Below are 13,900 nucleotides of genomic sequence, written 5' to 3'. Positions count from 1 at the left end.
TTAGAATAATAGACGATGATTGTTATTACTAGCAGAGAAAACCTAGGAGGATAAACAAATGCAAAATAATAAAAATAAGCTCCTTATATTTTCTTTTATAATTATAGTTGCCTTTATATTTATAGGGTGTAATAGCTTTGATGGTATTAAAGTGAAGCTTGGAGTGAAAAATAATGATTTTGAGTATATTAAACAGGGCAGAATTAAAAAGATAATAATACAAAGTACTAGGGATAAAAGCTTTAAGTTTGTAGTTACAGATGAAATAGCCATAAAAGATTTATATGAAATTCTATCATCATCCAAGGAAGTTAGCGCAAAGTCAGAACTAGACTCTGATTATATATTTGAAATGTATGAAGGCATAGATAAAATTCATAAATTCAACTATATAGCTGGCCTGGATGAAAAAGATGGAGCTAATTTATATAGTGCAGATAAGAGTTATATTGTATCTAAAAGAATTGACAATGATATAATACAAAACTTTTGGAATATTAGAAAGCCTATAGACTTTAAAACTGTATATTATGATTCAATCTCAAATGTTGTGGAAAAATATGTAAATGGAGAAGGGAAAAATAAAAAATTAGTTCTGGATATAAGTGAAGATAATACAATAGCTAAATTCATACTATCAACGGATTTAGAATCCTTCAACAGTAAATTGTTAGATAATTATAATGTTGTATTACTAAAAGATAAAAAGATAAATTATGATCAGTTAATAGAGGTTAAAACAGAAGGGTATAAAGCTACTATATACAAATCCTCTGTAACTATTAAAAGCTCAAGCAGTGATAAGGAAAAAAAATATTATGTAGTATCTAAATATGAAAAAGGTGCATGGGTTATTGACACTTTTGAAGATAAGGAACCTGCTAATTTCTAAAAAAAATTTTTGAAATCTAAAGTGTAGCCTCTTAAGAGGAGGGATAACTGCATAGGGGTGACTGATCTAATAAAAAGATGTATTTTAAAAATACATCTTTTTATTATTAAATAATATTAGAAAAGATTTTCCATTTTATCATTTGTCATATTAATAGGTGCTCCAATATTAAAATCAACTGAATCTCCTATTTTTGAATTTTTAGGTAAGCGAGTTATGCTAATATCTATAGTAGTTCCATCTGAAAAATTTATAAAAGCATCTGTACTGTCCATATCTATTATTTTTCCAAACATCATGAAAACATCCTTTCGTAAAACATAAACTATTTTTATTATAGTTTTAGCAAATATAACTAATATATTCACGAAGTGCTAATGTTTTTATGAATTGTATGAAATAAGTAGATTGACTACCTAACTTAAACTAAAAACCACCTATCACAAAGTGATAGGTGGTTTATCTATAACTAATTTTTATTATAGATTAATTTAGATTTTGAATTATATTCTAGTAACGTTAGAAGCTTGAGGTCCTCTAGCTCCAGTAGTTATTTCGAATTGAACTTGTTGTCCTTCTTCTAATGATTTATATCCGTCTCCTTGGATAGCTGAAAAATGTACGAATACATCCTCTTCTCCCTCTACTGATAAAAATCCAAATCCTTTTTCTGAGTTAAACCATTTAACTGTACCTGTTTTCATATAACTTTCCTCCTGAATAAAAAAATTTGTAACATTTGTAACCTAAAACATTTGTAACATAAGTATTATAATACTACACTTTAACAGATTTTTAAATAGTTTTTCAAAAATAAATAAATAATATTGATTTTATGTAATTTATTTACCCAAAACATCTATAAACGCAACTTGTTTTATCATAATATGGATATATTAAAATATTTACAGTTTAGCTATGTTAGAAAACTATTTTCACCTATAAAACTATATTAATTATAATTGTCTTAATAAGTTTAATTTAAGTTACAAATATAGTTTGGCTTTTAATATTTTTTTTATACTATTCAATTTTTAAATTTATAAGAGGTATATTAATACTAGCAATACATGACTTTGTTCTAATTAAATATAATTTAATATTTTAACAGCCATTGATTCCTGTATTTCATCCGTAACTATCAATTTATTACTATTAATTTTTATGGCATTTTTCATATGAATAAGAAATGTTTCAACACCATCTAAGGGAAAGGATACTTGTGGAGTTTTATAGTGCATGGGTATAACTATCTTGGGATTTACTTTTTTAGTAATTTCACAAGCTTCCTTGCCACCTATGGTGTAATTACCACCCACAGGAATAAACAATATATCTACATTTCCAATAGCATCTATATCATCATTTGAAAGACTGTGACCTAAATCTCCTAAATGACATAAGGTATAGTCATCTATTTTAAAAGTGAATATTATGTTATCACCACGTTTTGCACCTTTATCTTTGTCGTGATAAGAAGGAGTGCCTTTTATAGCTATATCATCTATAATAGATATACCAACTTTATTTATAATTTTACAATTATATTTTAGATCTTTAGTATAGTTATGATCAAAATGTTGATGACTTATAGTTACAATATCTGGATTAGCCGTATAAGTTTCATATCCTATAGTAGGGTCAAATGGATCCGTTAAAAGAGTTCTTCCTTTTTTATTTTCTAGTAGAAAGCAGGAATGGCCTAACCAAGTTATTTCCACATAAATCCTCCTTTTGAAAAAAATTATTCTTATTTTGAAAAAAACATTCTCATTATAAATTGAAACTGAAACAAATTGTTAAATGGAACGTATTTTATAATGGGGGAACATTTTATACTTGGGATCATCATTAAATTATGACACATTTCTTAGAGTAATATACTATTATATGAGCTAATATATTAAAATTTAATAAATCTTTCAAATTTGAATTAAATATTTATAAACTATAGAGATGATAATAAAAATGTAGTATAATTAGCTGAAGAATAATACATATTTTACAATACTTCTTAAAATTATCTAAATAATGATACAAATACTAAAAACGAAGAATATTATGGTTTAGGAGGGGCTATATGAAAAAAATATTTAAAACAATTATAATTACTATTTTAGCTTTTGCATTGTTTATACCTATGCAAATAACAGTTAAGGCTAGTACATATACAGATATGGGGCCTAAAAACGATGTGGTAGTTAGCAAACCTTGGACAGTTAGTTTTAACAAAGCATTGAGTGCCAATACTGTTACCACTACAAACATTAAGGTGGTGGGGGAAGATAATAGTTCCATCCCTATTAATGTAACTTTAGCTAATAATAATAAAAATGTAATAGTAAGGCCTGTAAAAAATTATGAATCTAATAAGACGTATACTTTGATAGTGACGAATAAGGTTGAGTCTACAGACGGTAAACCCCTTCCTAAAGAAGTTAGGATGAATTTTAATACTAAAATTGAAAATATAAAACCAATTATACCCATAAAACCAAGTGACTTTACTGTATGCATTGACCCAGCTCAGTATTATACCAGTAACACTGGTATAAATGGCACTAAGGCTAAAGATATAAACTTAAGTACAGCACTAAAACTAGGCGGTATATTGAAAACAAGGGGATTTAATGTAGTATATACTAGAGATAGTGATTCGGCATCTTGGGACAAACCTAGCGAGGATGATGTAAAAGCCACAATAGCTAAAAATGCAAATGCCAATTTATTTTTAAGTATAAATACTAATTCGTACTCTTTAGATACTGCAAATGGTATTGAAACATATTATCTAGGTGATGCGAGTAATAACAACAAATTGTTAGCAAGTTCAATACAAAGTGAACTTATAAAAGCAACAGATGCTAAAGATAGGGGAGTACTATTAGCGGATGATATACCAACTTTTGGAATATTAAAAAAGACAAGCTGTCCTGCTATAATATTGGAATTAGGATTCCTAAGTAATCCAACAGAAGAGACATTATTAAGTAGCGAAAAGTATCAGAATAATGCTGCAAAGGCTATAGCGAATGGGCTAATGAATTATGCTGGATTTGCCAATATAGATACTAAATATGATTCTATTTTTGAAATATCTTCAGCGGAAGACATAACAGCTAGTGTACAAGCGGGTAGCACATATACCTTCCCTAAAACTGTTGGAGTTACTATGAGTAATGGCTCAAAAAAAGATGTGGAAGTAGTATGGCCTAATAATACGGCTTTTCTAAATGAGATAGGTATTTATACTTATGAGGGAATTATAGCAAATTATGATAAGAGTGTTAAAGTTATAATTAATGTTACTAAAAAAACCTATAAGATAGTAATAGACCCAGGTCATGGAGGTGGTGACTCGGGAGCAGTAGGGGTAACAGGAACCTATGAAAAGGATGTAGTTTTAAAAATTTCTTTTAAAATAGGAGATATATTAGTTAAAAATGGTGTTGAAACGGTGTACACAAGAAAAAATGACAATATACCTTATTCCAGTAATCAAGCCAGAAATCTTCAAGATAAATGTGATATTGCGATTAATGCTAAACCAGATTACTTTGTAAGCATTCATGCTAATTCCTTTGAAAGTTCTACAGTTAGTGGCATAGAGACCTTCTACCTTAGTGGCAGTGCTGCTGGAGCAAAGCTAGCTCAAAATGTCCAAACTGAATTAATTAAAGCAACTGGAAGAAAAGATAGAGGAATTAAGACTGAGGGTCTTTATGTTGTAAGAAATTCAGGGACTACGGCTATATTGGTAGAAACATCCTTTTTATCTAACCCAGAAGAAGAAATGTTGTTAAAAACTGAAGGCTATCAAAACAAATTAGCTTTGGCAATTGCAACTGGTATCCTTAAGAGTTTAGGAATAACGAATATAATACCTTAATAAAATTATAATAAGAAAATAACCGCCATATTAATTATGGGGGTTATTTTCTTATTATTTTTAATATATAATTTGTGAATTAAATGTCTAACAAATTCTTTTTGTAATTATTATAATACATTCTGAGCTCTTCCATATCTGAATCTAATTGTACTTGTAATGATGAAAGCGCGTTATAGTTTTTAACTTTAGAAGCTTCTTTTATTTTAGTAAATTGGCTAGTTTTAGAATAAGTGTCTTTCATAATAGAATGTCTTAAGTCATTAATTTTCTGCCAATTTGCTAAATCTAAATCCAGTGCCTTTTCAGGAATATGAACCATTTTGCACTTTCGGATTTCTGCTGCATAATCATTTAAAATTCTATTATTTATTTCAGTAACCCATCTAGTGGTTATTGCCATCTTAAAGCTGTTTATTATGCTAGTAGTAAACACCCCTGAGACTTTAAGAACTTCTAATTTATCCGGATATTCGTCTAACGTACCCAGATTTTCATAAATAGTTTTAGGTGCTTTCCCGAAATATTTGCTACGCTCTTCATCTGTATAGAATTCGAATACATCTTCCTCACTTCTGTAAGCCCTAGATTTTTCTAAATAATCACTATCTTCACCTGGTGCTTTAGATAATTCTTTTAAAAGGTCATCTTCATTTTTCTTGTTTGTTATAGCATAGGTAATCCCATCTAGCATCGTCATATATAAGGTAGATAGCGCTAGGTAGGTATTAGTATGTGGACAAGGTGATCTTAGTTCAAATCGTGTAGCAAGAGGATTATCAAGATCTCTTATTAGCGCAAGTAGTATAGATCTATTTCTTGAAGGAACATCTACACTGTGACCAAGGGAAGTAACTATACAAACTGGAGCCTCAAAACCAGGTTTTAGTCTTCTTAAAGAATCGTTTGTTGCAGAAACAAATGGATTTATTACTTCATAATTTTTAAGTATACCCATTGCAGAAGCATAACCAAAAATGCTTAAAAAATGTTTTTTAGTTGAAGTAAATAAGTTGATTCTTTTACCATTTTTTAATTTTACAGTTATTCCAATGTGAGTGTGTTCACCACTTCCTGCTACATCATGAACAGGTTTAGCTAAAAATGTTACATCTAAACTATTACGTCTAAAGGTTTCTTTTACTAAATTTCTGACAAAGAGTTCATTATCCGCAGATTGAAGCACATCAGAATATTTCCAATCTAATTCAAGTTGCTCCATAATATGAGTTAGAGAACCATCCTCACCTATTTGAGCCTTTACACCACCCACTTCTTTATGGCCCATTTCAGGTTCAAAACCATAAGCTATCATTAGGGAAATGGTTTGTTCAAGGGCAGTTCTAACATTTCCTTTAGTTTTACTCCAATATTGTTCTTTTAATACTTGAGAAGTAGATAATTCCTCAATATCAGCTTTATCATTAGGCGTTTTAACCCAAAATTCTAACTCGGTGGCAGAGGTAAGTATCATTTCATCAATATCTTCATATGAAAAATCAAAAGAAGCTAAAGCAGAAGGATACTGTTTTAATAGATTAAGAAGATTTGTTTTAAAGCACTCTACAGATTTTTTTAAGACAGATCTTGAATCCACTGGAATACTATTGTGTACCAATACACATGGAATTTTTAATGTGCCCACAGGGAAATTAGTTTCAGGGTCAATATTTTCATAATTGTAATCGATAAACCAATTACAATCAAAGTCTGCAAGCATATCTGTTTTGGCATTGTTTAAAGTTGCAATTCCAGGCAATACTACAGATGAACCATCAGTTTGAATAGCTCCCCTAGCAAAGCCACTAATATCATCTAAAAATATTTCTATTGGTATTCTTTCATCGGTGTCATTTCCAGCTAAGTCAATACCAACTAGGGAAACAAATTTCACCTCAGAGTGGGCAAGTAGAATTTCTTTAATATCTTTTTCGGAATGGTTTTCTTTAGCAATTACATAAATTAATTTTTTCAAAATAAACTTCCTCCTTTAAAATATATATTTTTTATTTAAAAGCCATGAATGTGATTTCATTAGTAATCTTAGAAATAGAATCATATTATTATTAAAATAAATGATATAAATAAAAAAATTTTATTATAAAAATGAAAGTATGTCAATACAAAATGTCATGGAATATAATTAGTTAGAAAATAAAGGCACTATTTTGCAAGTTACTTAGCATGTAGATTCATTTGTGTAAACGTATTCTATATTTGTTTATACTTTGAATTCTTACAAATTTCATTTTTATCTAATATTATATCACATATATCTATAGAAATATGCTTTTTTAACAATGAAATTTATAATTATAGACATAAAATCATAGTATTTACGTACAATTATTGTAAAGAAAGAATTATAGTTCGTTAAGATAATTTTAAATCTTTATTACATAAAATTTATTATGGTAAATACAAGTAAATTTACACAGCTGACGCATAATAGTATTGACCTTTTAGATCAGGGGCTAGGATTTTTTTTGAAAATTATTTTTGAAATGGCACTGAACTAACCAATAGCTGAAATGTTATGATAATTGTGGAAAGGTAGGTAGGACGAAATCATGGACGATACGATATTATAATGGAATACTCGGGGAAAATTTGCTTTTGATGATATATAACTTATAAAATGGACGAGCAAAAAAAACAAAGTAATTCGATAATACCTGAATATATTATAGGTACTCAATTCATTATAGTTGTTCTAAAGGATTTTGAACCTATTTATTTAGACATTGACATACCAGGAGGCTAAATGAAATTATGGAAAAAAATAAGTTAATAACTAGCATGTTCTAGGATATAAGCAAGTATTTGGATCTAGATTATACTATTTTGTTAAGAGTGGAGATTAAGTCTTCTTTGGTAATAATATTTGAAAAAAACTCTATAAATTATAAATAATGCTAGTAATTGGATATTTAAGAGAAAATCAATGATTTTAAAATAAATCATTCTTAAGTTCTGACTTTGACCCATTAAATTTGACTGGTATTAGCGAATTAAGTATAAGTAGAAATATGCCGCATTAATATATTATATTTACATATTTTTGTAATCTATAAGAAGTATTAAATATATTATAAACAAACCTACAAGAAGCTGTAACAAATACGTCTTAAGAAAATGAAAATTCAAAATATTAATGGTTTAGCTTGTTACTAAAAAAAACAGTATAATAAAAAATTATACTGTTTTTTCTTCAGCAACCTGACAATTTGTACTAATTTACTTTATTTAAACAACTTTTCTTCCACTTTTAACCTCATCATTCCAGCATTCAGTGTTTTCAAGCCCATCAATAGAATCTGCATGAAATATTGGATCTTTGCCTTGTTTAGTTTGAATTGCATAATCCTTAATTATCTTTGGAAGCACCTTACTTACTTTAGCAATAACAACAAGATTTATAAGTGCCATTGCTCCCATGAATAAATCTGCCATATTCCATACAATATCTATTGAAGACATGGATCCCCAAAATACCATACCAATTACCGAAAATCTAAAAATAGTAAGACATGTTTTGTTTCCATTCATAAACTCAATATTTGATTCTCCATAATAATAGTTTCCTATGATTGAGCTCCACGCAAACATAAAAATACATACTGCTATAAATATATTACCCCAGTTACCTACCTGTGAGGTTAGTGCTGCTTGTGTAAGTTCTATTCCTGTAAGTCCTTCATTTAAGTGTTCTCCAGAAACTAAAACAATAAATGCTGTTGCACTACATATTACTATAGTATCTAGAAAAACTCCAAATACCTGCACAATTCCTTGTTTAACAGGATGGCTTACATCTGCTGTAGCTGCTGCATTTGGGGCACTTCCCATACCAGCCTCATTTGAAAACAATCCTCTTTTAATACCCATCATAATAGCTGCGCCAACTCCACCACCAGTAAATTGTTTAAAACCAAAAGCACCTTGAAATATCATTTTAAATACGTTTGGAACTTGATTTATATTTTTCAAAATTACAAATAATGCAACTATTACATATGCTACAGCCATAACTGGTACTAGAACTTCTGCAACTTTTGCTATTCTCTTAACACCACCAAATATAACCAACGCGGTAAGTGAAACAAGAATCATACCACCCCAGAACTTGGTAATTCCAAAAGCTCCTCCAAAAGCTAATGTTACAGTATTTGCCTGAACTGAATTAAATACAAGTCCAAAAGATATAGTTATAAGTACTGAGAATACTATACCAAGTTTTCGATTGCCAAGAGCTTTTTCCATATAGTATGCAGGACCGCCTCTGTATCCATTTTCACTTTTAACTTTATAAACCTGTGCTAATGTATTTTCAACAAAACTTGAAGCTGCACCTAAAAGAGCTATAACCCACATCCAAAAAACTGCCCCTGGACCTCCAACTGTAACTGCTATTGCAACTCCAGCAAGATTTCCAGTCCCAACATGAGAAGCTACACTTATGCAGAAGGCTTGAAATGATGAGATTCCTGCACCGTCCCCTCCCTCTGAGGTTTTTCTTCCATTTCTAAGAAGCTTAAATGTATGAGAGAAAAATCTGAACTGTGGAAACTTAAGATGAATAGTAAAATAAGCACCTATACCTATAAGTAAAAATATGAGAACATAAGACCAAAGTATGTCATTACATGATGTTACAATAGAATTTAAAAATTCTAACATTTTGTCACCCTCCCATTAATAATTTTATTCTTGAAAGATACTTAAATTAAGTTTATTAGAAAGTTCTTCTAAAACTCTTGATCCGCCAATGCTATTTCCGTACTTATCAAGAGCTGGCCCTACAACTGCTATTCCCATACGGTTTGGAACAACAGCCATTATACATCCACCTACTCCGCTTTTAGCAGGAATACCAACCTCGATGCAAAATTCTCCAGATCTGTCATATAATCCACAGGTCATCATAATAGCCATAACTATTCTATTGACATCCACTGGAATTAACCGTTCATTTGACCATGGCGCTACACCATTGTTTGCAATAACTGATGCTATCCTTGCAATATCCTCAACAACTACCTCTACTGAACAGCATTTAAAGTATGCATCTAATACGTCTTCTACACCTTTTTCAATTATGCCTGCCCCCTTTAGATAGTAAGCAATAGCTCTGTTTGTATTGCCCGTCAATTTCTCAGAGTTATAAACTGAATAATTTACCTCAATGTCATCGTTGTTTGACAATCTCTTCATAACATTGAGAATTCTACTAAACTTTTCTATACCATTATCTCCTGCCACAAGTGATGTGCAAACTATTGCTCCTGCGTTTATAAATGGATTTGATGGTTTATGTGTCTCCATCATTTCAAGCTTTGCCATTGAATTAAACGGGTCTGCTGAAGGTTCTTTACCTACTTTAGAGAAAACGACATCCTTACCATTATCAACAAGAGCGCATATAAGGATTATCACCTTTGATACACTTTGAATAGTGAACTTTGTTTTATAATCACCTTCTGAAATAACGTTACAACTTGTGTCAAATATGCATGCTCCAAGGGCATCTCTATTACCTTTTGCAAGTTCAGGAATATACGTTGCTACTTTTCCATTACTTGTAATTTTTTTGCTGTTTTCAATTGCTACTTTTAATATTGATTGCATTTACATTCCTCTCCTCCATAATCTCTTAACATTAATATACAAAGCAATATTCATGCCAAATTCAAAATATACATATAATTCAGAAAAATAACGTTTTTTTACGACATTCCTATTAATATGTTATAAAGCGAGCAAAAAAGTGCTCTATATCAAACAAGTTGTTTGATATAGAGCACTTTTCATTAAAAATCAAGTTAATATTAATTTAAACATCTTTCACTACATTGTTAAATCATCATCTTCGATGCTGAAATATTAACGACTTCAAAAGGAGATTTATACTTCTACTGAAATTTTCTATTTATTAGGGTATGTAACACGCACTTATAGAAGTGGGGGACTTTCCTTATAAAATGTCGTTAAAGTACTTTTCAATCCTTCTGTTAAGTGCATGCCTAGAAATTCCAAGAAGTTTTGAAGCAGCACTAGAATTTTGATTTGTACTATGTAGCGCCTTTACTATATAAAATTTTTCTAATTCTGCTACCTTTTCTTCTAATGAAAAACCCTCATCAATACTGGCTTCCTTTTCGTCTGAATCTTTCATATTTTTATTCTGAACTAGCTCCTTTTGCATCTCGCTTGGAAGTTGCTTAACATCAATAAGCTTTGCATCATTAAGAATTACAATTCGCTCTATAATGTTTTTAAGTTCTCTTATATTTCCAGGCCAACCATAAGATGTCAAAATATCAATAGCACCCTCTGTGAAACCTTTGAAATTTTTCTTGAATTTTATGTTGAAAATATTCAAGAAGTGCTTTGAAATCTCTAAAATATCAATTTTTCTTTCTCTTAATGCTGGTATAAATATGGGGACTACATTTAACCTATAATATAAATCTTCCCTAAACTCTTTTCTAGCTATTGCTTGTTCAAGATTTTTGTTAGTAGCTGCAATTATTCTTATGTCAACCTCTATTTCCTCAAGCCCACCTATTCGGTTAAATTTTTTTGTCTCAAGAAATCTAAGAAGCTTAGACTGCATTCCAATTGGCATTTCTCCCAATTCATCAAGGAGTAGAGTTCCACCATGAGCTAGTTCCAAAAGCCCTTTTTTCCTTGAGGCTGCACCACTAAAAGCATTTTTTTCAAAACCAAAAAGCTCACTTTCTAGAAGCTCTTTTGGTATTGCAGCACAGTTAACACTGAGTATTATTGCATTCTTTCTTTCACTATTTTTATGAATATAGTTAGCAATAACCTCTTTACCCGTTCCAGTCTCTCCTCGTATAAGTACAGTTACAGAGTCATTTTTAGCCAATATATTCATTTTTTTTATTGTGTCTTCCATTACAGGATCTTTGCTTATAAAATTTTCTTCGTCCTTCAATTCTTTTTCTTCATAAAGCCTTAGTTTTTTCTTCATATTTTGACTGGCAATTGCCTTTAATATTGTAACCTCAATTTCATCAATATCTAAAGGCTTTTTTATATAATCTATGGCCCCTATCTTAATTGCATCAATTGCAGTCTTAATATCTCCATATGCAGTCATTATAATTATTTCTACATATTCATCTATTTCCTTTATTTTTCTTGCAATATCAAGTCCATCCTCAGATTTAAGTCTCATGTCCAGCAAAATTACATCGGGTCTAAATAGCTTTAACTTCTCCATTCCATCCGATCCATTTGAAGCCGTGGCAACCTGATACCCAAGATCAAAAAGTCCCTCTTTAAGGGTAAGTCTCATTATTTGTTCATCATCAATCACTAAAACTTTAATCTTCATTAATATCTCCCTTATATTTTGGTAAATATATTTTCACAATAGTTCCTACTGACTTTATACTTTCAATTTCAATGTTTCCATTATTGGCTATTACTAATTTGTGAACCACAGACAGACCTAATCCAGTTCCGTTTTCTCTTGTTGTAAAAAACGGATTAAAAATTTTATTTATGTTTTCCTTCTCAATTCCACATCCATTGTCTTTAAAGTTTACACTTATATATTTTTTACCGCTTTCAGCAGGGCTTTTTAAAGTTATTACTAAATTACCGTTTATATTAATAGCATCCAATGCGTTAGATATAATATTTAAAAATATCTGAGAGAGTTGTCCCTTATCAAAATATACTTTTTTTTCATTAATATTATATTCCACATTAACCAGAGCTTGTTTCGCTCTGATTTTTTCTTTTGAAAAAATTAAAGCTCTATCAAGGATTTCAGATACATCTATAATTTGGAACTTAGGTATTCGTGGTTTTGAAAAGTTTAAAAGGTCTGTAATCAGAAAATCTAGTCTTTCCGTTTCTTTAATTATAGCATCAAAGAGATTTTGGTCTGATACCTTAAGCTGACTAACAAATCTTTTGTTTAATATTTGAGCACTCATTTTAATTCCTGAAAGCGGATTTCTTATCTCGTGTGCTAATGCTGCGGTAAGCTCCCCAAGGGATGTAAGCCTATTTATTCTTTCTACACTTTCTTCAATTTTTTTTCTGCTTGTAATATCATTAAAGTTACATATAACTCCAATACATTCTCCTAAAGAATTTTTCATTAAGGATGTAGTTATATCAAGGTAAATTGACCCTTTTGCGTCATAACCATTAAAACACTCTATTCTATTTACGAAATCCAGAGTTTCTATGGTTTCATTTATTTGCATCATGAGTATTTTTACAATCTCAGGATTTATTTCATTAAGGCACATTACCTTTTTTATAATATCTGATGCTGCATCATTATAGTTTTTTATTTTTCCACACATATCAGCGGTTATCATACCTGATGATATACTCCGCAATATATCATCATTAAACATTTTCATTAATAAAAAATTATTACTACCAATGGCTATACGCTTTTTCATTTCATTAAAGGCTTTTCCCAAAAGGCCTAGTTCATCTTCTCTGTTGATATTTATATCGCGTTTAAAGTTTCCAGATATTATATCATTATATCCGTCTAAAAGTATTGATATAGGCTTAAAAAAGCTATCCATCAATAAGAGTATTCCTAGCAAAGAAATAAGAATTGAGAGGTAAGTTGTATAATGAAATGACCGAAGGATAAAAAAAATAAAGACTCAAGAGAAATACTCTAGTATAATGTTAAGTGCAAAACCAACATATAGAGGAGGATTTCAAATGAGTCAATTAAATTTTATCACAGAGAGTAGAAAAGGTAAACACCTAACCTACGAGGAACGAATAAAGCTAGAAGCATTGCATAGGATGGGGCTAAATTCAAGCCGTATTGCGGAGCAAATAGGTGGGCGATCAGAACGCACAATAAGGCGTGAAATTGCTAGAGGAATGGTACTATTATTGAATAGTGACTTAACCACTCGGATGCAATATAGCGCTGAAATTGGGCAAACAGAACATGACAGACAAGGAACAGCTAAAGGTCCTGCGTTGAAAATAGGGAAAGATTACAAATTGGTGAAGTACTTAGAAAAAGCCATAGGTAAAGACGGTGAATCTCCATATGCAGCAATTCAAAATATTACAAATAAAGAACTGCAATTTGAAAC

General features: G+C 30.3%; 12 protein-coding genes. 4 read left to right on the top strand and 8 right to left on the bottom strand.

The genetic code is table 11. The annotated features are described in order from the left end of the window. The first annotated feature begins 58 nt into the window (after positions 1-58). The gene (locus tag ACREVU_RS19365; RefSeq protein ID WP_431553237.1) at positions 59-892 is read left to right on the top strand and encodes a YhfM domain-containing protein; all 834 of its coding nucleotides are present in this window, start codon (positions 59-61) and stop codon (positions 890-892) included. Between the two features lie 116 nt (positions 893-1,008). On the opposite strand, the gene ACREVU_RS19360 is transcribed toward ACREVU_RS19365, so the two are convergent. The 3 genes from ACREVU_RS19360 to ACREVU_RS19350 all read right to left on the bottom strand — a co-directional run bounded on the left by ACREVU_RS19360 (position 1,009) and on the right by ACREVU_RS19350 (position 2,613). Then, positions 1,009-1,191: a hypothetical protein gene (locus tag ACREVU_RS19360; protein ID WP_431553236.1), complete on the bottom strand. Its 183-nt coding sequence runs from the start codon at positions 1,189-1,191 to the stop codon at positions 1,009-1,011. A 204-nt stretch (positions 1,192-1,395) separates the two neighbouring features. Next, entirely contained in the window at positions 1,396-1,596 is a 201-nt protein-coding gene (locus tag ACREVU_RS19355; RefSeq protein ID WP_216147183.1) for a cold-shock protein, read from the bottom strand. Between the two features lie 381 nt (positions 1,597-1,977). Continuing rightward, positions 1,978-2,613 carry an MBL fold metallo-hydrolase gene (locus tag ACREVU_RS19350; protein ID WP_431553235.1) on the bottom strand — a complete coding sequence of 212 codons (636 nt, stop codon included), beginning with the start codon at positions 2,611-2,613 and terminating at the stop codon, positions 1,978-1,980. 359 nt (positions 2,614-2,972) lie between these two features. Between ACREVU_RS19350 and ACREVU_RS19345 the strand changes: the two genes are divergently transcribed. Next, complete coding sequence (locus ACREVU_RS19345) at positions 2,973-4,781, top strand: N-acetylmuramoyl-L-alanine amidase (RefSeq protein WP_431553234.1); 1,809 nt, start codon at positions 2,973-2,975, stop codon at positions 4,779-4,781. A 79-nt stretch (positions 4,782-4,860) separates the two neighbouring features. Here the strand turns inward: ACREVU_RS19345 and ACREVU_RS19340 are convergent, their stop codons facing one another. Continuing rightward, positions 4,861-6,759, bottom strand: coding sequence for a type I glutamate--ammonia ligase (locus ACREVU_RS19340; RefSeq protein WP_431553282.1), 1,899 nt, complete (start codon positions 6,757-6,759; stop codon positions 4,861-4,863). Positions 6,760-7,419: 660 nt separating this feature from the next. Here ACREVU_RS19340 and ACREVU_RS19335 point away from each other — a divergent pair. After that, positions 7,420-7,545, top strand: coding sequence for a hypothetical protein (locus tag ACREVU_RS19335; RefSeq protein ID WP_431553233.1), 126 nt, complete (start codon positions 7,420-7,422; stop codon positions 7,543-7,545). 482 nt (positions 7,546-8,027) lie between these two features. On the opposite strand, the gene ACREVU_RS19330 is transcribed toward ACREVU_RS19335, so the two are convergent. From ACREVU_RS19330 to ACREVU_RS19315, 4 genes are all read right to left on the bottom strand, one after another. Continuing rightward, entirely contained in the window at positions 8,028-9,461 is a 1,434-nt protein-coding gene (locus tag ACREVU_RS19330) for an alanine/glycine:cation symporter family protein (RefSeq protein WP_431553232.1), read from the bottom strand. Between the two features lie 24 nt (positions 9,462-9,485). After that, on the bottom strand, positions 9,486-10,409 hold the full coding sequence (glsA, locus tag ACREVU_RS19325; RefSeq protein WP_431553231.1) for a glutaminase A: 924 nt from the start codon (positions 10,407-10,409) through the stop codon (positions 9,486-9,488). 346 nt (positions 10,410-10,755) lie between these two features. Next, positions 10,756-12,144: a sigma-54-dependent transcriptional regulator gene (locus ACREVU_RS19320; RefSeq protein ID WP_431553230.1), complete on the bottom strand. Its 1,389-nt coding sequence runs from the start codon at positions 12,142-12,144 to the stop codon at positions 10,756-10,758. Beyond that, the gene (locus tag ACREVU_RS19315; RefSeq protein ID WP_431553281.1) at positions 12,134-13,366 is read right to left on the bottom strand and encodes a sensor histidine kinase; all 1,233 of its coding nucleotides are present in this window, start codon (positions 13,364-13,366) and stop codon (positions 12,134-12,136) included. Before ACREVU_RS19315 ends, ACREVU_RS19320 begins: the two co-directional genes overlap by 11 nt. Before the next feature lie 145 nt (positions 13,367-13,511). Here ACREVU_RS19315 and ACREVU_RS19310 point away from each other — a divergent pair. Then, a partial coding sequence (locus tag ACREVU_RS19310; protein ID WP_431553229.1) for a helix-turn-helix domain-containing protein occupies positions 13,512-13,900 on the top strand: 389 nt, incomplete at its 3' end.

The organism is Clostridium sp., from assembly GCF_050717535.1.
In the GTDB taxonomy this organism is placed as follows: domain Bacteria; phylum Bacillota; class Clostridia; order Clostridiales; family Clostridiaceae; genus Clostridium_AD.
The sequence above is the reverse complement of the archived record's forward strand: the minus strand, read 5'-3'. Positions and strand labels throughout refer to the sequence as shown.